The following is a 21,055-nucleotide window of genomic DNA, read 5'->3' as shown; positions in this document are numbered from 1 at the left end:
GTCAAGCAGAAGTTATACGATGACTAAGTAAAGGCGGGAACAGTCAATGTGGGAGGGGCGGTGCGACGATTCGACTAGTGGGTCAGCCACAGATGATGTCGCTGATACACCGCCATCGGAAGCCAGGCGAATCGTCGCACCGCCCCTTGTATATTCAGTCAGCCAGGACCATTGGCGGCAAAGTGCCGAGGAGCGAAACAGCGGCTACTGCGCAAACACCCAGCAGCCACTCCACCATCACGCTGACCTTCAAACTGCCCAGCTGCTGTTCGCAACGATCAAGGCGCAGCCGGTTCAGCAGTGCCAGGGCCAACATGCCCAACACCAGCATCACCTTGATCAACAGAATCAGGGCAAAACCACTGAACAACGGCGTGGGCCACAGTTGCCCGGTCAGTACGCGCACATTGATCAAGCCAGTCACCAGCAGGCCCGCGACCAGGCCATAGCCCACGCCACTGAAACGACGCAGGACAGGTGCCAGCTCATAACGGTTCGATTGCCTGAGGATCATAACCAGCAGCAATAACCCACCCAACCATGCACCGACGCACATCAGGTGCACCACCTGGTTGAGGATCAACAGCTGCCCGCTCAGCCCGTCGAGCATGGCGCCATGGCCGACCGGCGCGAGGGTCATCAGCAAGAGTGTGATCAGCGGCAGGCGCGGGGCCTTCCACGCGGTCATCAGGGCGATGGCCAGCAACCCATTCAACATCAGATGCCAGGTCCATACCTGGCCAAAAAAGGTCTTGCCCAGCACTAACTGCACGGTTGACGGTTCCAGCGCCGCCGCCCATGAGCCCGCCATGCTGACGGTGATCAACATTAACCAGATCACACCCGACGCGAGGGCAGTCCATGCCAGGCCACGGGTCAGGCGCAACAATTGTCGGTCCAGCACGGGCTGCGGTTTGGCGCCCAGGAGCCAGGGCCTGAACACACAGGCCCCGAACATCAGCAACACGACGATGAAATGCACAAAGCGGCACAGCACCAGCAGCGTCGCCATGGATTATTGGCCGACCTTGAAGCTGTATTCGCCGTTGCTCTTGTGGGTGTCGACCGAGACGGCATTCCACACCACCTTGTAGTTACCGGCCGCCAATGGCGCGGCCGGGGTGACTACGAGGGTTTTCTTGTCGGCGCCTTCGGTATCCAGGCCCTTGATGGCGATTTCGGTGCCGTCCTTGCTCAGGGACACCTTGGTGAAGGTGGCTTCGATGCCTTCGCTGAAGGTCAGGCGCAGATCCTGGGGGGCCGTGACAGTGCTGTCTGCCGCAGGCGTGGCGCTTTTGAGATGAGCATGGGCAAATGCTGCGGAGGCACCCAGCAGGGAGGCGAGCAGGGCGACAGTGGTCAGGGTTTTCTTGATCAACATTGTGCAATACCCATCAATGGTTAGGAGCGGGCAGTGTACGAAGTTTCGACTGCGCCTGTCGCCCCGATCTAGAGCGGGTGGTAGTCTTTGGCGTATGTCTTTGTCAGGGAGCCCTTATGGGCAATCACAAGATCGGAATTCGTCGGATCAACGTCGAAAAAATCCTGCTGGCGGCGGAGAAAATCTTCGCCGAGAAAGGCTACGGCAGCACCGCCATGGCCGACATTGCTGAAGAAGCGCAATTGCCGCGCTCCAACCTGCATTACTACTTCACCACCAAAAGCGAACTGTACAGCGCCGTGCTGTTCGACCTGCTGGAGGTGTGGAAACAGGACGCCCTGAGCTTCGAAACCTTCGATGACCCGCGGGTGGTCCTCAGCAGTTACATCCGCGCCAAGATGCAGCGCTCACGCACGCGGCCCTATGGTTCGAAGGTCTGGGCGAACGAAATCATCCACGGCGCACCAACACTCGGTGAGGCGCTGGACGAGAGCCTGTATGACTGGGCCAAGATGAAGGAAGCGAAAATTCGCCAGTGGGTGGAAGACAAACGCATCCTGCCGGTGGAGCCGTCGAGCCTGCTGTATATGATCTGGGCATCGACCCAGCACTATGCCGACTTTGACCACCAAGTGAAGATTTTGAATGATCACCAGCCGTTGTCGGATATGCAGTTCGAGAAGGCGATCCAGACGGTGACAGGTGTGATTTTGCGCGGGATTGGGTTGGAGCCTTGAGTGGGATTTGGGGGCTGAGGGCCTCATCGGGGGCAAGTCGAATTGTCGCACCGCCCCTCCCACCTTTACTGCATTTTGTCTGAAAGAATGCAGACAACTGTGGGAGGGGGCTTTACTGCATTTTGGCTGAAAGAATGCAGACCATTGTGGGAGGGGGCTTGCCCCCGATAGCGGCCTACAGGCCTACACCGCCTCCCGGTAGGGATTCCTCGGATCCTGCGTCCAATTCAAAAACGGCTTGCCCGTGTCGATAGGCACCATCTCGATACAATCCGCCACTGGGCAGGTGATCTGGCACAGGTTGCAGCCCACGCACTCATCATCGATCACCTCGTACTTATGCGTGCCGTCCGCCTGCTTCAAGCTGGCGATGGCCTGGTGAGAGGTATCCTCACAGGCAATATGGCAACGGCCACAGCCAATGCACGCCTCTTGGTCGATCTTGGCGATCACCTGGTAGTTGATGTCCAGGTACTTCCAGTCCGTTGTATTGCCCACCGCGCGCCCGGAAAACTCTTGCAAGCTCGCGTAACCCTGGCTGTCCATCCACCGCGACAGCCCGTCCTTCATCTCCTCCACGATGCGAAACCCATGCAGCATCGCCGCCGTGCACACTTGCACCGCGCCGCAACCGAGGGCGACAAATTCTGCTGCGTCGCGCCAGTTGCCGATGCCGCCAATGCCGCAGATCGGCAGGCCTTTTGTCTGCGGGTCGCGGGCGATTTCCGCGACCATGTTCAAGGCAATCGGCTTGACCGCCGAGCCGCAATAACCGCCGTGGGTGCTTTGCGTACCGACGATGGGGAGGGCGACCATGCGATCCAGGTCCACGCTGGTGATGGAATTGATGGTGTTGATCAGCGACACCGCGTCCGCACCGCCGCGATAGGCCGCCCGCGCCGCCACACGGATGTCGGTGATGTTCGGCGTGAGCTTGACGATCACCGGCAGCGAGCAATAGGTCTTGCACCAGCGCGTCACCTGTTCCACATACTCCGGCACCTGGCCTACCGCCGCGCCCATACCGCGCTCGGGCATGCCGTGGGGGCAGCCGAAGTTCAGCTCGATACCGTCGCAGCCGGTGGCTTCCACCAGGGGCAGAATGTTTTTCCAGGACTCTTCAACACACGGCACCATCAGCGACACGATCAGCGCGCGGTCGGGCCAATCCTTTTTCACCTGGGTGATTTCCCGCAGGTTGATTTCCAGGGAACGGTCGGTGATCAACTCGATGTTGTTGATGCCCAACACTTCCCGGTTGGCGCCGAAGTGCGCCGAGTAACGTGACGACACGTTGACCGCCGCGGGGTCCTCACCCAGGGTCTTCCACACCACGCCGCCCCAACCTGCTTCAAACGCACGCACCACGTTGTAGGCCTTATCGGTGGGCGGCGCGGAGGCCAGCCAGAACGGGTTGGGGGCTTTGATACCGGCGAAGACAATCGAGAGATCGGCCATTACGCAGCCTCCACATTAAGCATGAGTTGGGCGTGCATGGCTTCGGCGGCCAGCTTGCCGTGTTGCACTGCCTGTACGGTGAGGTCCTGGCCGAGGCTGACGCAGTCGCCGCCGGCGTAGACCCCAGGGATGCTGGTGCGTAGCTGTTCGTCGACGAAGATGCGCTCGCCCACTCGGTGCAGCTGTTGCGCCAGGGGATCGTGCAATGCGTCGTTGTCGAAGCCTTGACCAATGGCTTTGAAGATTGCATCGGCAGCCAGTTCGAAGGTTTCCCCGGTGGGGAGCAGGCGGCCGTTTTCCACGCGGGTGCGGGCGAAGCGCATGCCGCGTACGTGGCCCTTGTCATCCAGCAGCACTTCTTCGGGCTGTGCCCAGGTTAACAGGCGCACCTGATTAGCCTTGGCGATGTCTTGTTCATGGTGAGTGGCGCCCATATCGGCAAGGCCACGGCGGTAGACGAGGTTCACATCGCGGGCGCCGAGGCGGGCCATCTGCACGGCCATGTCGATGGCGGTGTTGCCGGCGCCGAGCACGATGCAGCGGTCGGCCAGGGGCAGTTGAGTCAGGTCATCGGCCTGGCGCAGCTCGCGGATGTAATCGGTGGCGGCGAGCAGGCCGGGGGCGTCTTCGTGGGGCAGCCCCAGTTGTTTGCTGGCGGCGAGACCCAGGCCGAGGAATACCGAATCGAATTGTTGATGCAGTTCGCTCAAGGTCAGGTTGTCACCCAGGCGCTGGCCGTGGCGGATTTCGATGCCGCCGATTTGCAGGAGAAAATCCAACTCCTTCTGGGCAAAGTCGTCCACCAGTTTGTATTTGGCGATCCCGTATTCATTCAGGCCGCCGGCTTTTTCCTTGGCTTCGAAAATCACCACGTCGTGGCCATGCAGGGCTGCGCGATGGGCACAGGCCAGACCGGCTGGCCCGGCGCCCACCACGGCGATGCGCTTGCCGGTGGAAGCGGCGCGCTGGAAGGGGTGTTCGCTGAAGTGCGCATTGTCGATGGCGTAGCGTTGCAACAGGCCGATCAGCACGGGCGCGCATTCTTCGCTGTTGTTACGCACGCAGGCTTGTTGGCAGAGAATTTCGGTGGGGCAGACCCGGGCGCAGCTGCCGCCGAGGATATTGGCCGAGAGGATTTTCTGCGCTGCGCCCTGGACGTTGTCGGTGTGGATATTGCGAATGAACGACGGGATGTCGATTTCGCTGGGGCACGCGTTCACGCACGGGGCGTCGTAGCAATACAGGCAGCGCGAAGCTTCCAGTTGGGCCTGGCGGGCGTTGAGGGGCGGTGCCAGGTCGGTGAAATGGCTGGCGAGGGTGGCCCCGTCTTCATGGGGATGGGGGAGGTGGGTCAGGGTCTGGATCACGGTGTTGGCCTCACGGTTATTGAGGTGCTGCCTCTGATGGGCATTGGTTTTTTGTGTTGTCTGTTTGGGCCTCATCGGGGGCAAGCCCCCTCCCACATTCGACCGAGTTGTATCTGAATGAATGCGGTCAAGCGTGGGAGGGGGCTTGCCCCCGATGGCGGTCTCAGCGCTTCACAGCTACGGGTTTGGAATGCTCCGCCCGCTTGCTCAACTGCTCAAACACCGACGGATACGCCGGCCGTTCCACATACCGCCCGGCCCCGCGTTCGGCGCGCAGGTCGCCATCGGCCCAGACCAGTTTGCCCTGGCTGATGGTGTGGCTCGGCACGCCGCGCACGGTCTTGCCTTCGAAGATGTTGAAGTCGACCTTTTGATGGTGCGTCTTGGCGGAAATGGTCCGCGTGCCTTCGGGGTCCCACAGCACCAGGTCGGCATCCGCACCCACGCGGATCGCGCCTTTGCGTGGGTACAGGTTGAAGATCTTCGCGGTGTTGGTGGAGGTCAACGCGACAAACTCCTGCATCGACAGGCGCCCGGTATTGACGCCTTCGTGCCACAGCAGCGCCATGCGGTCTTCGATACCGGCGGTGCCGTTGGGGATCTTGCTGAAATCGTCACGCCCGGCGGCTTTTTGCTCGGCGCAGAAGCAGCAGTGGTCGGTGGCGGTGGTGTGCAGGTTGCCCGATTGCAGGCCATGCCACAGCGCTTCCTGGTGCCCGCGCGGGCGGAACGGCGGGCTCATCACATAGCCGGCGGCGGTTTGCCAGTCGGGGTGTTGGTAGACGCTGTCGTCCAGCAGCAAGTGGCCGGCGAGCACTTCGCCGTACACCGCCTGGCCCTTGCCACGTGCATAGGTGATTTCATCCAGCGCTTCTTTGGTGGACACGTGCACCAGGTACAGCGGCGTGCCGATCGTCTCGGCGATACGGATCGCACGGCTGGCCGCTTCACCTTCTACCTGGGACGGGCGCGACAGCGGGTGCGCCTCCGGCCCGGTGATGCCCTGGGCCATCAACTTGCGTTGCAGGTGATACACCAATTCGCCATTTTCGGCATGCACGGTGGGCACGGCGCCGAGTTCCAGGCAGCGCTCGAAGCTGGCGACCAGGGTGTCGTCGGCCGCCATGATTGCGTTCTTGTAGGCCATGAAGTGCTTGAAGCTGTTGATGCCGTGATGGCTGACCAGCTCGGCCATTTCCTCGCGCACCTGTTCGCTCCACCAGGTGATTGCCACGTGGAAGCCGTAGTCGGATGACGATTTTTCGGCCCAGCCGCGCCATTGGTGAAACGCTTCCATCAAGGACTGCTGCGGGTTGGGGATCACAAAATCGATGATGGAGGTGGTGCCTCCGGCCAAGCCCGCTGCTGTACCACTGAAAAAGTCTTCACTGGCCACGGTGCCCATGAAAGGCAGTTGCATGTGGGTATGGGGGTCGATGCCGCCGGGCATCAAGTATTGGCCGCTGCCATCGAGTATTTCAGTGCCGGCGGGAATATCCAGATCCGTGCCAATGGCGCGAATTAGACCGCCTGCGCATAACACATCGGCGCGGTAACTTTCATCATGGGTAATAACGGTAGCGCCACGGATCAACAGCGACATGTCGAGTTCCTCACAGGCTTGACCGGCTTGTGCCAGTTCTAAGTGTTGTAATACTGCTGCCGATGGTCGGTTAATTCCTGTCATCGGTGACAGGAATAGAAACTAGCCCGAGTTTTTCGATTGAGCAAGAAGATTTTTAATAAGCTTATATCCATATTAAGTATCTGATTTATAAGGATTAAAAATTAAAATCACCAAAATGTAGCGGCCTCTCACCATTTTGACGCACTTGACAGGATCTCAATATGAGCAACATTTCTTATTGCAAATCAGACGGTTGAGATATGCCTCTTGACGGGGCTGGGAAATAAAAATAATTGTGTTGCACCAGATTGAGTCCTGACAGTTCGGGCAACTTCTACGTTATTCGGCCTGAGTCACGTGGCAAGTACCGCAGGTTCAATCGGAAAGCTGATTAACATCAGTCAGTTATATGAGCGGTAAGGGTGTGGTAGCGGTTTTCGGCACGGTTATTGAGTGCAGAAACGGCTGGCCGGGCCCGTGATGTCATGTTGTTTACGAGGTACTCCGGCCACCTGCACTCACCACGCAGGTGAGCAAAAATAATTCGAAAAAACCGTGGAGCGGCCATGCAACAGAACAGATCGCAAGTCATAGAACGCAACGGCCTGTACGAACTCGACGCCGGCCCCGACGTCCTCGACAGCCCTCGCTATAACCACGACATGGCACCGACCAAGGTGCATGAAAGAACCTGGAACAAATGGCACATCACTGCGCTGTGGGTCGGCATGTCGATCTGCGTGCCCACCTACACGCTGGGTGGGGTGCTGACCGCTTACTTCGGGTTGTCGGTGGGCGAGGCGCTGATGGCGATTTTGCTCGCCAATATCGTGGTCTTGATCCCGCTGACCCTCAACGCCTTCCCCGGCACCAAGTACGGCATTCCGTTTCCGGTGTTGCTGCGTTCGTCCTTCGGGATCCTCGGCTCCAACGTGCCGTGCCTCATCCGCGCGCTGGTGGCGTGCGGCTGGTTTGGTATCCAGACGATGTTTGGCGGACTGGCGATTCACCTGTTCCTGGGGTCGATTTTCGAGGGGTGGAAGTCCCTAGGCGGCACCGGTGAAGTGATCGGCTTCATGATTTTCTGGTGTCTGAATTTGTGGGTCGTATTGCGTGGCGCCGAGTCGATCAAGCGCCTGGAAACCCTGTCGGCGCCGTTGCTGGTAGCTGTGGGCATTGGCCTGCTGGTGTGGGCGATGCCGAATGTATCTATCAGCGAGTTGATGGCTATTCCTCCCAAGCGCCCTGAAGGGGCGAGCCTCACCGGTTATTTCATGGCCGGCCTTACCGCGATGGTGGGCTTCTGGGCCACCTTGTCGCTGAATATTCCCGATTTCAGCCGCTACGCCAAAAGCCAGAAGGATCAGATCCTCGGGCAGATTTTCGGCCTGCCGCTGACCATGTTTCTGTTCGCCGCCCTCGGCGTGATCATGACCGCCGCGTCAGTGAAGCTGGTAGGCGTCAGCGTGTCCGATCCGGTGACCCTGATCGGTCATATCCAGAGCCCGGTGTGGGTGGCCGTGGCCATGGCGCTGATCATCGTCGCGACCTTGTCCACCAACACTGCCGCGAACATCGTCTCGCCCACCAACGACTTCCAGAACATCGCGCCCAAGCTGATCAACCGCACCACGGCGGTGATCCTCACCGGCCTGGTCGGGCTGGTATTGATGGGCCATGAACTGCTGAAAAAACTCGGCCTGATCGTCTCGGATGTGAGCCTGGAAACCGTGTATTCCAACTGGTTGCTGGGTTACTCAAGTTTGCTGGGCCCGATCGCCGGGATCATGGTGGTGGACTACTTCATCACCCGCAAACAGCAACTGGACCTGGCCGGCTTATACCGCGACGACGTATACCCGGCGTGGAACTGGAGCGGCTTTATCGCCTTTGGCGTGCCGGTGGTGTTGACGTTGCTGTCGTTGGGCAGTGATGCGTTCAGCTGGTTCTACAGCTACGGCTGGTTTACCGGTTCGGCGTTGGGCGGGTTGTTGTATTACGGCCTGAATGCCAGGCGCGGAATCAGCCCGGTCGTTGTCAATTCATAAGAAATACAAGCCTGAGGAGATCCCCATGAACGCTGCCCTTGACGTTCTGCAATCGACCCACCAGCACATCAACCGCGACCGCTTGTGGCAGTCGCTGATGGACCTGGCCAAACTCGGTGCCACCCCCAAGGGCGGCGTGTGCCGCCTGGCCCTCACCGACCTCGACCGCAAGGCCCGCGACCTGTTTGTGCAGTGGTGCGAAGACGCCGGTTGCACCGTGACCGTCGACGGCATTGGCAATATTTTCGCGCGCCGTCCCGGTCGTAATCCCAGCTTGCCGCCCGTGATGACCGGCAGCCATATCGACACTCAGCCCACGGGCGGCAAGTTTGATGGCTGCTTTGGTGTATTAGCCGGGGTGGAAGTGCTGCGCACCCTGAACGATCTGAATATCGAAACGGAAGCGCCGCTGGAAGTGGTGGTGTGGACCAACGAAGAAGGCTCGCGCTTTCCGCCCTGCATGATGGGCTCCGGAGTGTTTGCCGAAAAATTCACCCTGGCGGAGACGCTGGCCAAAGTCGATGCGGATGGCGTGAGCGTGGGTGATGCGTTGAATGCGATTGGCTACGCGGGAACCCGTCCTGAGAGTGGGCACAAGGTCGGTGCGTATTTCGAAGCGCATATCGAACAAGGGCCGATTCTTGAGGATGAGAAGAAGACCATCGGCGTGGTACTCGGCGCCCTCGGACAAAAGTGGTTCGACCTGAAGCTGCGCGGCGTTGAAGCGCATGCGGGGCCGACGCCGATGCATCTGCGCAAGGACGCCCTGGTAGGCGCGGCGGCAGTGGTGGCGGCGGTGAATGCGGCGGCGTTGGGGCATCAGCCCCATGCTTGCGGGACCGTGGGTTGCATGCAGGCGTATCCCGGCTCACGCAACGTCATTCCTGGCGAAGTGCGCATGACCCTGGACTTCCGTCACTTGGAACCGGCGCGCTTGGATTCGATGATTGCCGAGGTGCGCAAGGTCATTGATGACACCTGCGCCAAGCATGGCTTGAGTTTTGAAATGGAACCCACGGCCGACTTCCCGCCGCTGTACTTCGACAAAGGCTGCGTTGACGCCGTGCGCGATGCGGCGAATGGGCTGGGCTTGTCGAACATGGACATCGTCAGCGGGGCAGGTCACGACGCGATCTTCGTCGCCGAGTTGGGGCCGGCGGGGATGATCTTTGTGCCGTGTGAGGGGGGGATCAGCCATAACGAGATCGAGAATGCCGCCCCGGATGATCTGGCGGCAGGGTGTGCGGTATTGCTGCGCGCCATGGTGGCTGCTTCAGCAGCCATCGCCAGCGGCAAACTCGCCGCCTGAAATGCCGGTAAAAAATGTGGGAGGGGGCTTGCTCCCGATTGCGGTGTATCAGTTACAGATAATCTGACTGACCTACCGCAATCGGGAGCAAGCCCCCTCCCACATTTGAACGGTGTTGTTTCGGCTAGTGTTGCCAGACGTTAGACCCAGATGGCATCCCACAGTGGGTAGTCGCCAATCCGCTCCACCAGGCCCGCTCGCAATGGATTAGCCACCACATACCGGGCCATTTTCACCAAGTCATCTTCCTTGCGTAGCGCCCGGTCATGGAAGCTCTCTTGCCAAAGCCGCCCCTTGCGTCCGCTTGCACCATTGACGGTCCTGGTGCTTTTTGACTTCACCTGGCACATCAAGTCCGCCAGCGAGCCTTTTTTCAGTTCAAGCAGCCAGTGGAAATGGTCCGGCATGATCACCCATGCCAGGGAATTGGCCAGCCCTTGGTACTGAGCCAGCCGAAATTGCCAGACCACTAAGCGAGCGAGATGGAAGTTGTTGAATATCGGTATGCGTTCGTGGGTGTTGGTGGTGATGAGGTAGATGCGGTTGGGTTCGCTGAAGCGGCCGATGCGCAGGCGGTGTGAAGCGGGTAAATCTGCCATTCCCTGGCCCTCTCTAGATGTGCTTAGAGAGGCTAGATTGGAGAGCACGAGGTTGATGGGCAGGCTTTTGGCAGGATGTGTCGGGAAGGTCGCCATCGGGGGCAAGCCCCCTCCCACATTGGCTCAGCGGCGCTCATACATTATGTGTCTGACGCAGGACAAGTGTGGGAGGGGGCTCTGCGGTGCTTATATATTATGTGTCTGACGCAGAATCAGTGTGGGAGGGGGCTTGCCCCCGATGGCGGTATTTCATTCAAGGCATCATTAACTGACCCACCGTTATAGAGAGCAAGTCGCACCGCCCCTCCCAGATCTAGAGCTGTGCCAGGTCCGAGAATGATGTCAGGCGCCAGGTTGCCAGCCGCCGCCGAGTGCCGTCACGAGTCCTACACTGGCCTGCAGCTGCCGCGTCTGCACCGCCTGCAATGTCCGTTGCGCTTGCAACGCCGCCGTCTGCGCCGTCACCACATCCAGGTAACTCACCGCACCCGCTTGATAGCTGTTCATCGCCAGCGATTGCGTGTGTTGCGCCGCGTCCGCCGCGGCTTGCTCATCCTGCGCTTCCTGCTGCAAATCCCGCAGTTGCGCGAGGTTATCTTCCACCTCGCGCACGGCCTTCAGTACCTGGCTGCGGTACTGCGCGGACGCTTCTTCAAACTCGGCTTTGGCCTGGCGTTCATTGGCACTTAGGCGGCCACCGTCAAAGATCGGCAGGTTCACCAACGGCCCCAGCGCCCAATACCGATTACCCGCCGAGAGCAAATTCCCCACGCCCTGCGTTTGCCCGCCGATCAGCCCGGTCAAACTGAAGTCCGGATACCACGCCGCCTTGGCTACGCCGATATTCGCGTTGGCTGCAAACACCCGGCGCTCTGCCGCCGCAATGTCCGGGCGACGTTGCAGCAGGTGGCTTGGCAGCTGCGACGGAACCCCCGGCAGGGCGATCAGTTGCTGGCCGGGCGGCAGCGTAAAGTCGCTGGCTGCCACACCCACCAATTCACCGATGGCGTGCTCGGTGAGGTTGCGTTGCCCGCGTACCTCATCCAATTGCGCCCTGGCCTGCGCCAGTTGATTTTGCGCACGGGTCAGGTCCAGCTCCGAGGCTATCTGGCCCTCGTAACGGCTGCGGGTCAGTTGCAGTGCCTGGCTGAAATCCTCCAGCGAGCCAGTAAGAATCCGGCTCTGTGCATCCAGCCCATTGAGCTGCACGTACAAGGTCGCCAACTGATGCTGCAAACTCAGGCGCGCTACCGCCAGGTCATCCCCGGACGCTTGCGCCTGGGCGTCACCGGCCGCGACCTGATTGCGAATTTTGCCCCACAGGTCCAGGTCGTAACTCAACGAAAAACCGGCGGTGTTGCTGTTGTACACCGACGGCTGCGTCTCCCCCCGTAGCGGCCGCGAGTCAGATTGGCGCTGGCGCAACGGTTGTGCGCTGGCGGTAATCTGCGGGAACAGCCCGGCATGTAACTGACTGGCATAGGCTTGGGACGCATCGAAGTGCGCCAGCGCTGCAGCCAAGTCCGGGTTGGCCTTGAGCAATTGCTGTTGCAGGTCATTCAGGCGCGAATCGTTGTAGAGCTTCCACCATTCGGGGGCCAATTGGTCGGACGGCTGCGCGCTGTGCCAGTGGCCGTCGCTGGTCTGTTCGCGGTAGTTGGCTGGCAGGTCAATCGACGGCACCTTGTAGCTCGGCGCCATCGAGCAACCTTGCAATACCAGCAGCGTCAACGCAGCGAGTGGTTTAAGCCCTGTGCGCATGCGCACCTTAAGCCTTACGCGCATGCGCACCTCCGGCGTCGGCCAGTTGCACAGCGTCGCCTTCGCGCAGAGCGTCGGGCGGGTTGTCGACCACGCGGTCGGCAGGTTTCAGGCCCTGGTCGATTACCAGGCGTTCGCCCAGGTCGAGGCCGATATGGATGGCTTGCAGGTGCACATGGTTCTGCCCATCCAGTACCGCGACCTGGGTGCCTTGGGCGCGAAAGATCAACGCGCTGGCCGGGATGCTCACACCATGGGTGTCGGCCGGAATCGGCAGCGTGGCTTCGGCGTAATCACCTGGCAGTAGCGCGTCGTCGGGATTGTCGACCACGAACTGCGCGAGCAGGGTGCCGGAGCGGCGGTCGATGGCAGTGGAGTCGCCGATCAGCCGTGCCTTGAAGTGCTCGCCAGGGTGTTCGGGCACGGTGAGCCGGGCTTCCAGGCCGGGGTGAATCACTGCCGCGTAGTTCTGTGGCACGGGTACATAAAGCCGCAGCTGGTGCGTATCCGCGATGCTGAACAACTCCGGGTCGCTGTCGGTGTCGGCCTTGATCAATTGGCCGATATCGGTGTTGCGCGCCGTGATGGTGCCGGCGAACGGCGCGCGAATCGTCTTGTAGCCTTCCAGTGCGGACAGCCGCGCATAGTCGGCAGCAGCAGCCTGGGCATTGGCTTTGGCGGCCGCGGCGTTGGAGGTTTTTTCATCGGCTTCCTGGCGCGATACGGAGTGGCTCGCCAGCAGGTTTTGCCATCGGGTTGCGGTGGTTGCAGCGAGGCGCGCATTGGCCTGTTCCTGCACCAAGCGTGCATGGGCTTGCGCCAGTTGCTGGTCGAGGTCGGGGCTGTCGATTTCGGCGAGGACTTGCCCGGCCTTGACCTGGCGGCCGATGTCGACTGTCCAGTCCTTCAAATAACCGCTGACCCGGGCGTGGATCGGCGCCTTGCTCCACGCCTCAAGGTGCGCCGGCAGGCGCAAGGTATCGCCTGCCACATTCTGCTTGGGTTGAAACACCATCACTTGCGGGATGGCGGCGGTCTCTGTCCAGGCGGTGACCGATTGCTCGTGCAGCGTGCGGGCATGCAAGCCGTTGGCGACCAACAGGGCAGCCACGGTCAGTCCGCCGACACCCATGAGCATCAGGCGCTTGCGCGAGGGTTTGTGATCAGACGACATGTGGGGTTTCTCCTGCAACTGCGCGACTAGGGTGACGCCCGTGGACCAGGCTGAAGACCACGGGAACAAACAACAGGGTGGCGATGGTGGCGAAGATCAAACCACCGATCACCGCACGGCCCAGCGGCGCGTTTTGCTCCTCGGACAGCGCCAGGGGCAACATGCCGATGATCATCGCCAGGGCGGTCATGCACACCGGGCGGAAGCGCGTGTAACCGGCCTCCAGCGCGGCCTTGAGCGCATCACCATGTTCGGCCAGGCGCTCACGGCAGAAGCTCACCACCAGGATTGAGTTAGCCGTGGCTACGCCCATGCACAAGATGGCTCCGGTGAGCGCCGGCACCGACAATGAGGTGCCGCTGAGGAACAGCATCCACACGATCCCCGCAAGTGCGGCAGGCAGGGCCGTGATGATCACAAACGGGTCGGCCCACGATTGGAAGTTGACCACGATCAGCAGGTAGATCAGCACCACCGCGCCAAGCAGGCCGAAGCTCAAGCCGCTGAAGGCTTCATGCAGCGCGTCGATCTGGCCGTGCAGGCTGATCGTCGCGCCTTTGGGGCGCATGGACGCGGTGTCATCCAGCACCTTTTGCACGTCGCGGGCTACGCCGCCGAGGTCGCGGCCTTGCACGTTGGCGTACAGGTCCAGGGTCGGTTCGATGTTGTAGTGGGTCACCACCGCCGGGCTTTGCACACGGGAGATGGTTGCCACACCGCCGAGGATCTGCGACTGCCCGTTGGCGCCGGTGACGGGCAGCGCTTCCAGTGACGGAAGGCTGTCGAGGCGGTATTGCGGGGTGGCGGCGACGATGGAATAGGACACGCCGTTGGCCGGGTTGAGCCAGAAGGTCGGCGCGGTTTGCGAGCTGCCGGCGAGGGAGGCAACCATGCTGTTGGTCACGTCGCGCTCGGTAATGCCCAGGCCGTTGGCGCGCAGGCGGTCGACATTCACCTGCAGCGACGGGTAGCCGGTTGACTGCTGGATGCGCAGGTCGGCGATGCCGGGCACGTGTTGCAGGCGACGTTCCAGCTCGACGGCATAGGCGCGGTTTTCTTCATCGCTGCGCCCGGAGATTTTCACGTCCAGCGGCGCCGGCGCGCCGAAGTTGAGGATCTGGCTGCTGATGTCCGCCGGCAGGAACGCGAAGTGGCTGCCGGGAAAACTTTGCGGCAGCGCTTCACGCAGTTTTTTCACGTAGTCGGCGGTGGGCGCGTGGTGTTTTTTCAGGCTGACTTGAATGTCGCCATCCTGCGGGCCGATGGTGCCGCTGCTGCTGTAGGCCATGTCGATGCCGCTGAGCGGGATGCCAATGTTATCGACAATGGTGTCCAGTTCTTCGGCAGGGATGACCTCACGGATCCGCGCTTCAATGCGGTCGAAGGCGGCGGCGCTTTCTTCGATGCGCGTGCCCAGCGGCAGGCGCACATGCAGGGCCAGCGCACCGGCATCCGTGGCCGGGAAGAAGTCCTGGCCAAGGCTGGGCAATAGCAGGAATGAGGCGAGCACACAGGCCAGAAAACCCACGATAAAGCGCTTGCGATGACCCAGGGCCAATGTCAGCAAGCCATGGTAGGTGTCGCGGATATTCGAGAAGTGGCGCTCGAACCCTTGCTGGAAATTCAGCACGGCTTGCAGCGCGGCAGTGCGCGGTTTTGTGTGCTGCTCACCCTCATGGTGGTTGATAAATTCATCCTCCGGATGATGTCCCGCGCCTTGCTCCGGCGTATGCGGCTTGAGCAGGAACATCGCCAGCGTCGGCACCAGGGTGCGCGAAAGAATGAACGAGCTGGCCATGGCAAAGATCACCGCCAGCGCCATGGGCCGGAACAGATAACCGGCAATGCCTTGCAGCAGGAACATCGGCACGAACACGATGCAGATGCACAGCAGCGAGACGAACGCCGGGCCGACAATTTGCGCGGCGCCGTCGAGGATCGCGGTCTTCACCGCCTTGCCTTGTTCCAGGTGCCAGTTGATGTTTTCGATGGTCACCGTGGCGTCGTCCACCAGGATCCCCACCGCCAACGCTAGCCCGCCGAGGGTCATGACGTTGAGGGTTTGCCCGCTGACGGCCAGCAGCGCAATCGCTGAGAGCACTGCCAGAGGAATCGACGCCGCAATAATGATCGTGGAGCGCCAACTGCCGAGGAACAGCAGGATCATCGCGCTGGTCAGCAGCGCGGCGATGATGCCTTCCTGGGCCACGCTGCCCACCGATTGCTTGACGAACACCGAGGCGTCGCCCAGCAACGAGGTCTTCAGTGACGGTGGTAGGGTCTCGTTGATGCGCGGCAGCATTCCACGGATACCGTCGATGATCGACAGGGTGGAAATGCTGCCGTTTTTTAACGCCGGCATCAGCACTGCGCGATGACCGTCGACGCGCACGATGTTGGTCTGCGGCGGCGAGCCGTCACGCACGTGGGCAACCTGGCCGATGGTGATCAGCGCGCCGTCGACGGTCTTGATCGGCAGGTCGTTAAGCTCATCGATGGCCTTGGGGCTGTTGTTGAGCAGGATGGTGTATTCGTTGGGGCCGAGCTTGGCAGTGCCCACCGGAATGATCTGATTCTGCAGCGCCAGGGCATTGCCCACATCCTGGGCCGACAGGCCTTTGGCAGCCAGCGCTTGCGGGTCGAGGTCGAGGGTGATCTGACGCTGCTTGCCACCCATCGGTGTGGGCATTGCCAGGCCGGGCAGGGCGCTCAACGGCAGGCGGATGTTGTTCTGCACCAGGTCGCGGATCTTGGCTTCCGAGAGGCTTGGGCTGGAAAACGCCATTTGCAGGATCGGCACCGTGGACGCGCTGTAGTTGAGGATCAACGGCGGCGTGATGCCCGGCGGCATTTGCTTGAGCACGGTTTGTGACACGGCGGTCACTTGGGCATTGGCGGTGCGGATATCGACGCCGGGTTGGAAGAAGATTTTCACGATGCCCATCCCTGGCAGGGATTGGGATTCGATATGTTCGATGTCGTTGACGGTGGTGCTCAGGGAGCGTTCGTAGGTGTAGATCACGCGGCCCGCCATGGCGTCCGGCGACAGGCCGTTGTACTGCCAGACCACGGCGACCACAGGGATGCCGATATCGGGGAACACGTCGGTGGGAGTACGCAGGGCCGCCATCGGCCCGATGATGCAGATAAATATGGCCAACACGATAAACGTGTAGGGCTTTTGCAGTGCGGTCTTTACCAGCCCGAGCATGCGTGAACCTCCGAGGGAGCAGGATTGCAAACCCCGGCAGTCTTGCCCGACCCACCTAACACGCGCCTTTCAGCCAGGTGAAGGAACATTTAGGTAAGGGCTGAAGATCGTTTCATATGGATTCATTTGTTCCAGGCAGCGCTGCTGGTCACGCTTGTCACCCATCGGACATATCGTCTTTTTGGAGCACTGCCATGTCACTTAAACCTCTGTTGTTGATCCCTGCATTGGGTGTCGTATTGCTGCTGTCGGCGTGCGCCGGCCCGATCCCTAAAGCGGATCCGAGTGAGGCCTGGATTGGTCTGACAGAAGATGCGCCGAATGACTTGCTGGCTGAGCGCGTGGACGGCAAGCGTGTGGATGACGGGCGCTATTTCGAGGTGACACCGGGGGCTCACAGCCTGGATGTTACGTTGTACGAAGAGGAGCCCGGCGACGACAATCAGCGGGATTGCCAAGGCCGGGTCGAATACGAAGCCTTTAAGGCGGGTGAGCACTACACGCTGGTGGAATCCAGCCTGGGCACCACCGTGCGTGCATCCTTAAAGGATGGCCACGGCAAGGAAGTTGCGGCGACGCGGGACTTCAATTGCATGCCTGGCTAGGCGTGGTGTGCCGCTGCCTTTAGGGGCTTGGCAGGTTTTACGTGGGGGTGATGGTGCCGACGGGTAATGCGCAACACCCCCCACAACATGGCGCCGGCAACCGCCAGCCAACCGCAGATCAACATCACAATCGTCGTTGCAAGGCTCATTCAGGCCTCCTTTCGCCCAGTACGGGGCACACACAGTCTTCTCAATGGACAGTCTAGCTACCTGACGGTTGCCTGCTATTGACCAATGGTCGTGTTCATCCAACTTGTTTGCTCTATCTCAGGCGGTAAACCCTGGCTTTGGGCTATACCCGCGTGGCCGAGCGCCCTATGATCAGGGCCCTTACCGGCAGTTGATCAAGAGAGTAAAAAATTGCGGTTACGGTCGAACGTTAAATCATCCCTGTTGCTTGCCTGCGCCATGGGTCTCGCCGCCTGTTCCGGGCATCCGTCGAAACTGCCGGGCTTGCCGGAGCGCGTCGAACTCAATGGTGTGCCGACCTTTCGCAGCGAGGCTTATCAGAGCGGTCCTACGGCATTAGCCAGCATGCTGTCGCAACAAGGCATTGTCATGACACCGGGTTTGCTGGATAAGCCGCTGCGTTTGCCGGGCGGCGAAGCGGACCTGGAGCGCAACATGCAAGTGCTGGCCCGTGAGTACGGGCTGATGGTGTATCCCCTGGATGCCAAACTGACGGCCGTGCTGGCGCAAGTGGCGGCGGGTTATCCGGTGATGGCGCGGGTGGGCGGCGGGCTGTGGTCGGATGCGCACTATGTTGTCGTGGTGGGCTTCAATCAGCAGAAAAGCACGGTTCTGCTGCGCTCGGGCATGGACCGGCGTTTATTGATGAGCTTCAGCGACTTTGAATCGAAGTGGGCAAGCGCCGGGCACTGGGCGATCCTCACCCAGCGTCCGAGCCAGTTGCCAGCGAATGTGGATGCCCAGCGTTGGCGCGAGGCGGCAAATGCGACGGCCCAAGCCGGGCAGGAGCAGGCGGCGGCCCAGGCGCTTAAAGTATTGTCAGAACACCGATAAAAATGTGGTGCAGCGCCCTTTAACGGTGGGCTTGCGCCGCATTCGAGCGGTTCTTCAGATTTTTGTCGGCCTTGTAGCGCAATGCCACGTCCGGCACCGCACCGCCCTTGCCGGTCTCGACCCAGCTGCGAATACGGCTGGCATCGGCAAAGTGCGTGAACTTGCCGAACGCATCCAGGATCACCAGCGACACCGGGCGATTACCCATGCTGGTCACCAGTACCAGGCAATGGCCGGCCTGGTTAGTGAAGCCGGTCTTGGTCAACTTGATATCCCAGTTGGCGCGGTTGATCAGGTGGTCAGTGTTGGAGAAACCCAGGGTGTAGTTGGGCTTGCGGAACGCAACGGTCTTTTCCTTCGTGGTGCTCAACTGGCTGAGCAGCGGGTAGTGCCGTGCGGCAGCCAACAGCTTGCTCAGGTCGCGGGCGGTGGACACGTTGTGGATCGACAGGCCGGTGGGTTCAACATAGTGGGTGTTGGTCATGCCCAGCGCCTTGGCCTTGGCGTTCATCGCCGCGATAAATGCCGGGTAGCCCCCCGGATAGTGGTGGGCCAGGCTGGCGGCGGCGCGGTTTTCCGATGACATCAGGGCGATCAGCAGCATTTCCTTGCGAGGCATTTCGCTGCCGATTTTTACGCGGGAGAACACGCCTTTCATTTCCGGCGTGTCTTTGATGTTGATGTCGATGTACTCATCCATGTTCTGCTTGGCTTCAAGCACGATCAGGCCGGTCATCAACTTGCTCACCGACGCAATCGGCACTACTACGTCGGGGTTGCTGGCGTAGATGACCTTGTTGGTCTGCAGGTCCACCAGCATGGCGCTGCCGGATGCGATCTGCAGTTTGGATGGGTCGCGCGGCGCCTGGGTGGATTCGGCGGCGTGCGCAAAGGTGCCTGTGAACGCAAAAAATAGGCTGGCAATAGAAAGACGAATTTTCACGCGGATGAACTCGCTAAAAAAGTAGGAAATACCGTTGAGCAACGGTTTCTTTGATAAATGCCGTTACATTTTAGGAGTATGGACGATGGAGTGTCGAATGTTCTTCTAAAACCAGACGAAAGTGCTTAAAAACTAAGAAAAAACAGGTTTTTTTCGGGCAATAAAAAGCCCTGCGATAAGGCAGGGCTTTTTCAGTACGACTGGTTATTAACCGTGCAGGGTCTCTGCGGCGTACAGGGTGTTCTCCAGCAGGCAAGCGCGGGTCATCGGGCCGACGCCGCCTGGCACCGGGGTGATCCAGCCAGCGCGGGGCAGGGCAGTGTCGTACACCACATCGCCTACCAGCTTGCCGTCTTCCTGACGGTTGATGCCCACGTCGATAACGATGGCGCCTTCCTTGATCCACTCACCCTTGACCAGGCCCGGCTTGCCGGCGGCTACGACAACGAGGTCGGCACGACCAACGTGGCCTGCCAGGTCCTTGGTGAAGCGGTGGGTAACGGTCACGGTGCAGCCGGCCAGCAGCAGCTCCATGGCCATCGGGCGACCGACAATGTTGGACGCGCCGACCACAACTGCATCAAGGCCGTACAGATCGACACCGGTACTTTCCAGCAGGGTCATGATGCCTTTTGGCGTGCACGGGCGCAGCAGGGGGATGCGCTGGGCCAGGCGGCCGACATTGTAAGGATGGAAGCCGTCGACGTCTTTGTCCGGGCGGATTCGCTCCAGCAGCTTGGACGCGTCCAAGTGCTCGGGCAGTGGCAGTTGCAGGAGGATGCCGTCGATCGCAGGGTTGTCGTTGAGGCCGTCGATCAGATCGGTGAGTGCCTCTTGGGTGGTGGCGGCAGGCAGGTCATAGGCCTTGGATATAAAGCCGACCTCTTCACAGTCTTTACGCTTGTGCGAGACATAAACCTGAGAGGCAGGATCGCTGCCGACCAGGATCACCGCGAGGCCAGGCGTGCGCAGGCCTTGCTGGCTGCGCTCGGTGACTCGTTTGGCGATCTGCTGGCGCAGGCTGGCGGCGATTGATTTGCCGTCGATAAGTTGTGCAGTCATTACGCGTGATTAACCATCGAGAGGGGGAGGAAAAGTGCGCGCATTCTCGCACGCCACGGCGTGAGGGCAAAGGCGCTTGGTCTGCAAATTGGCCTAACCCCTTAAATAAAATGAATTTTTTTCAAAAAAGATTTGACGGGTTTCCGGGCCCTCTATACTATTCGTCGCACTTGTCGGGCACAGCCTAGCACTGGTTAAGAAGGTCGAGCAGAATTGTTGTACTGCAAGGCTGGAAGCACTTAGTTTGTAATCCTCCAAGAGTACAGATTAATAAGGCGCCCGTAGCTCAGCTGGATAGAGCATCCGCCTTCTAAGCGGATGGTCGCAGGTTCGAGTCCTGCCGGGTGCGCCATTAGGCAGCTTTGGCACAAGTAGCGCTATATGGTGGGCGTAGCTCAGTTGGTAGAGCACGGGATTGTGACTCCCGTTGTCGAGGGTTCGATCCCCTTCGTCCACCCCATATTTTGAAAAGGCGCCAGATTAATCGTCTGGCGCCTTTGCTTTAAGAGCTTCAAACGCGGATGTGGTGGAATTGGTAGACACACTGGATTTAGGTTCCAGCGCCGCAAGGCGTAAGAGTTCGAGTCTCTTCATCCGCACCAATTAAAGCTTCGCCAAGCCGTCAGGCTGGGTGGGGTTAACAAAGAAGATGTTCGAGTTCTTTGTTAATGCAATATGGTGGGCGTAGCTCAGTTGGTAGAGCACGGGATTGTGACTCCCGTTGTCGAGGGTTCGATCCCCTTCGTCCAC

The 21,055-nt window shown here is 60.3% G+C and carries 17 protein-coding genes and 3 tRNA genes; 8 read left to right on the top strand and 12 right to left on the bottom strand.

Going from position 1 to position 21,055, the window contains the following annotated elements; all coding sequences use genetic code 11:
- Positions 1 to 154: 154 nt before the first annotated feature.
- The gene (gene copD / locus ACEN2T_RS27815; protein ID WP_181640443.1) at positions 155 to 1,012 is read right to left on the bottom strand and encodes a copper homeostasis membrane protein CopD; all 858 of its coding nucleotides are present in this window, start codon (positions 1,010 to 1,012) and stop codon (positions 155 to 157) included.
- Positions 1,013 to 1,015: 3 nt separating this feature from the next.
- Positions 1,016 to 1,381: a copper homeostasis periplasmic binding protein CopC gene (gene copC, locus ACEN2T_RS27810; RefSeq protein WP_032889934.1), complete on the bottom strand. Its 366-nt coding sequence runs from the start codon at positions 1,379 to 1,381 to the stop codon at positions 1,016 to 1,018.
- 116 nt (positions 1,382 to 1,497) lie between these two features.
- Here copC and ACEN2T_RS27805 point away from each other — a divergent pair, with 116 nt between their 5' ends.
- The gene (locus tag ACEN2T_RS27805; RefSeq protein WP_032889933.1) at positions 1,498 to 2,118 is read left to right on the top strand and encodes a TetR/AcrR family transcriptional regulator; all 621 of its coding nucleotides are present in this window, start codon (positions 1,498 to 1,500) and stop codon (positions 2,116 to 2,118) included.
- A 183-nt stretch (positions 2,119 to 2,301) separates the two neighbouring features.
- On the opposite strand, the gene preA is transcribed toward ACEN2T_RS27805, so the two are convergent.
- The 3 genes from preA to hydA form a co-directional block, all read right to left on the bottom strand.
- Complete coding sequence (preA, locus tag ACEN2T_RS27800; protein WP_032889931.1) at positions 2,302 to 3,576, bottom strand: NAD-dependent dihydropyrimidine dehydrogenase subunit PreA; 1,275 nt, start codon at positions 3,574 to 3,576, stop codon at positions 2,302 to 2,304.
- Positions 3,576 to 4,943: an NAD(P)-dependent oxidoreductase gene (locus ACEN2T_RS27795; protein WP_032890056.1), complete on the bottom strand. Its 1,368-nt coding sequence runs from the start codon at positions 4,941 to 4,943 to the stop codon at positions 3,576 to 3,578. Before ACEN2T_RS27795 ends, preA begins: the two co-directional genes overlap by 1 nt.
- A gap of 163 nt (positions 4,944 to 5,106) precedes the next feature.
- Positions 5,107 to 6,546: a dihydropyrimidinase gene (gene hydA, locus ACEN2T_RS27790; RefSeq protein ID WP_442117876.1), complete on the bottom strand. Its 1,440-nt coding sequence runs from the start codon at positions 6,544 to 6,546 to the stop codon at positions 5,107 to 5,109.
- A 590-nt stretch (positions 6,547 to 7,136) separates the two neighbouring features.
- On the opposite strand from hydA, the gene ACEN2T_RS27785 reads away from it, so the two are divergent.
- Both ACEN2T_RS27785 and ACEN2T_RS27780 read left to right on the top strand, forming a co-directional pair.
- The gene (locus tag ACEN2T_RS27785; RefSeq protein WP_032889926.1) at positions 7,137 to 8,618 is read left to right on the top strand and encodes an NCS1 family nucleobase:cation symporter-1; all 1,482 of its coding nucleotides are present in this window, start codon (positions 7,137 to 7,139) and stop codon (positions 8,616 to 8,618) included.
- Between the two features lie 25 nt (positions 8,619 to 8,643).
- A complete protein-coding gene (locus tag ACEN2T_RS27780; protein WP_442117875.1) occupies positions 8,644 to 9,927 on the top strand; it encodes a Zn-dependent hydrolase in 1,284 nt (427 codons plus the stop codon).
- 140 nt (positions 9,928 to 10,067) lie between these two features.
- Here ACEN2T_RS27780 and ACEN2T_RS27775 read toward each other — a convergent pair whose 3' ends face one another.
- The 4 genes from ACEN2T_RS27775 to ACEN2T_RS27760 all read right to left on the bottom strand — a co-directional run bounded on the left by ACEN2T_RS27775 (position 10,068) and on the right by ACEN2T_RS27760 (position 16,672).
- Positions 10,068 to 10,526, bottom strand: coding sequence for an REP-associated tyrosine transposase (locus tag ACEN2T_RS27775; RefSeq protein WP_095184376.1), 459 nt, complete (start codon positions 10,524 to 10,526; stop codon positions 10,068 to 10,070).
- 342 nt (positions 10,527 to 10,868) lie between these two features.
- The gene (locus ACEN2T_RS27770) at positions 10,869 to 12,287 is read right to left on the bottom strand and encodes an efflux transporter outer membrane subunit (protein ID WP_442117885.1); all 1,419 of its coding nucleotides are present in this window, start codon (positions 12,285 to 12,287) and stop codon (positions 10,869 to 10,871) included.
- A gap of 7 nt (positions 12,288 to 12,294) precedes the next feature.
- Positions 12,295 to 13,461 carry an efflux RND transporter periplasmic adaptor subunit gene (locus ACEN2T_RS27765; protein WP_122680599.1) on the bottom strand — a complete coding sequence of 389 codons (1,167 nt, stop codon included), beginning with the start codon at positions 13,459 to 13,461 and terminating at the stop codon, positions 12,295 to 12,297.
- Positions 13,451 to 16,672: an efflux RND transporter permease subunit gene (locus ACEN2T_RS27760; protein ID WP_032889917.1), complete on the bottom strand. Its 3,222-nt coding sequence runs from the start codon at positions 16,670 to 16,672 to the stop codon at positions 13,451 to 13,453. The genes ACEN2T_RS27765 and ACEN2T_RS27760 overlap by 11 nt, the downstream gene beginning before the upstream one ends.
- A gap of 194 nt (positions 16,673 to 16,866) precedes the next feature.
- On the opposite strand from ACEN2T_RS27760, the gene ACEN2T_RS27755 reads away from it, so the two are divergent.
- Positions 16,867 to 17,277: a PA0061/PA0062 family lipoprotein gene (locus tag ACEN2T_RS27755; protein ID WP_099600964.1), complete on the top strand. Its 411-nt coding sequence runs from the start codon at positions 16,867 to 16,869 to the stop codon at positions 17,275 to 17,277.
- On the opposite strand, the gene ACEN2T_RS27750 is transcribed toward ACEN2T_RS27755, so the two are convergent.
- Positions 17,274 to 17,426: a hypothetical protein gene (locus ACEN2T_RS27750; protein ID WP_163034900.1), complete on the bottom strand. Its 153-nt coding sequence runs from the start codon at positions 17,424 to 17,426 to the stop codon at positions 17,274 to 17,276. The genes ACEN2T_RS27755 and ACEN2T_RS27750 overlap by 4 nt on opposite strands.
- Positions 17,427 to 17,637: 211 nt before the next feature.
- On the opposite strand from ACEN2T_RS27750, the gene ACEN2T_RS27745 reads away from it, so the two are divergent.
- Positions 17,638 to 18,300 (top strand): C39 family peptidase, encoded by a 663-nt coding sequence (locus tag ACEN2T_RS27745; protein WP_081797819.1) that lies wholly within the window; start codon positions 17,638 to 17,640, stop codon positions 18,298 to 18,300.
- Between the two features lie 19 nt (positions 18,301 to 18,319).
- Here the strand turns inward: ACEN2T_RS27745 and pbpG are convergent, their stop codons facing one another.
- Positions 18,320 to 19,243, bottom strand: a complete 924-nt coding sequence (gene pbpG, locus ACEN2T_RS27740) for a D-alanyl-D-alanine endopeptidase (RefSeq protein ID WP_442117874.1) — start codon at positions 19,241 to 19,243, stop codon at positions 18,320 to 18,322.
- A 207-nt stretch (positions 19,244 to 19,450) separates the two neighbouring features.
- Positions 19,451 to 20,305: a bifunctional methylenetetrahydrofolate dehydrogenase/methenyltetrahydrofolate cyclohydrolase FolD gene (gene folD / locus ACEN2T_RS27735; RefSeq protein ID WP_032889913.1), complete on the bottom strand. Its 855-nt coding sequence runs from the start codon at positions 20,303 to 20,305 to the stop codon at positions 19,451 to 19,453.
- A gap of 275 nt (positions 20,306 to 20,580) precedes the next feature.
- Here folD and ACEN2T_RS27730 point away from each other — a divergent pair.
- The 3 genes from ACEN2T_RS27730 (at position 20,581) to ACEN2T_RS27720 (ending at position 20,907) form a co-directional block, all read left to right on the top strand.
- A tRNA-Arg gene (locus ACEN2T_RS27730) sits at positions 20,581 to 20,657 on the top strand.
- 32 nt (positions 20,658 to 20,689) lie between these two features.
- Positions 20,690 to 20,765, top strand: a tRNA-His gene (locus ACEN2T_RS27725).
- Between the two features lie 57 nt (positions 20,766 to 20,822).
- Positions 20,823 to 20,907: transfer RNA gene (locus ACEN2T_RS27720), tRNA-Leu, on the top strand.
- Positions 20,908 to 21,055: the final 148 nt, after the last annotated feature.

It is taken from the genome of Pseudomonas sp. W22_MBD1_FP4, assembly GCF_052113765.1.
GTDB classification, from domain to species: Bacteria; Pseudomonadota; Gammaproteobacteria; order Pseudomonadales; family Pseudomonadaceae; genus Aquipseudomonas; species Aquipseudomonas sivasensis.
This window is presented reverse-complemented; position numbering and strand designations above follow the sequence as displayed.

What these genes read in the sequence shown, in the direction of transcription:
- copD (WP_181640443.1), bottom strand. Translation starts at nt 1,012, where the DNA reads ATGGCGACGCTGCTGGTGCTGTGCCGCTTTGTGCATTTCATCGTCGTG.
- copC (WP_032889934.1), bottom strand. Translation starts at nt 1,381, where the DNA reads ATGTTGATCAAGAAAACCCTGACCACTGTCGCCCTGCTCGCCTCCCTG.
- ACEN2T_RS27805 (WP_032889933.1), top strand. Translation starts at nt 1,498, where the DNA reads ATGGGCAATCACAAGATCGGAATTCGTCGGATCAACGTCGAAAAAATC.
- preA (WP_032889931.1), bottom strand. Translation starts at nt 3,576, where the DNA reads ATGGCCGATCTCTCGATTGTCTTCGCCGGTATCAAAGCCCCCAACCCG.
- hydA (WP_442117876.1), bottom strand. Translation starts at nt 6,546, where the DNA reads ATGTCGCTGTTGATCCGTGGCGCTACCGTTATTACCCATGATGAAAGT.
- ACEN2T_RS27785 (WP_032889926.1), top strand. Translation starts at nt 7,137, where the DNA reads ATGCAACAGAACAGATCGCAAGTCATAGAACGCAACGGCCTGTACGAA.
- ACEN2T_RS27780 (WP_442117875.1), top strand. Translation starts at nt 8,644, where the DNA reads ATGAACGCTGCCCTTGACGTTCTGCAATCGACCCACCAGCACATCAAC.
- ACEN2T_RS27775 (WP_095184376.1), bottom strand. Translation starts at nt 10,526, where the DNA reads ATGGCAGATTTACCCGCTTCACACCGCCTGCGCATCGGCCGCTTCAGC.
- ACEN2T_RS27770 (WP_442117885.1), bottom strand. Translation starts at nt 12,287, where the DNA reads ATGCGCACAGGGCTTAAACCACTCGCTGCGTTGACGCTGCTGGTATTG.
- ACEN2T_RS27765 (WP_122680599.1), bottom strand. Translation starts at nt 13,461, where the DNA reads ATGTCGTCTGATCACAAACCCTCGCGCAAGCGCCTGATGCTCATGGGT.
- ACEN2T_RS27760 (WP_032889917.1), bottom strand. Translation starts at nt 16,672, where the DNA reads ATGCTCGGGCTGGTAAAGACCGCACTGCAAAAGCCCTACACGTTTATC.
- ACEN2T_RS27755 (WP_099600964.1), top strand. Translation starts at nt 16,867, where the DNA reads ATGTCACTTAAACCTCTGTTGTTGATCCCTGCATTGGGTGTCGTATTG.
- ACEN2T_RS27750 (WP_163034900.1), bottom strand. Translation starts at nt 17,426, where the DNA reads ATGAGCCTTGCAACGACGATTGTGATGTTGATCTGCGGTTGGCTGGCG.
- folD (WP_032889913.1), bottom strand. Translation starts at nt 20,305, where the DNA reads ATGACTGCACAACTTATCGACGGCAAATCAATCGCCGCCAGCCTGCGC.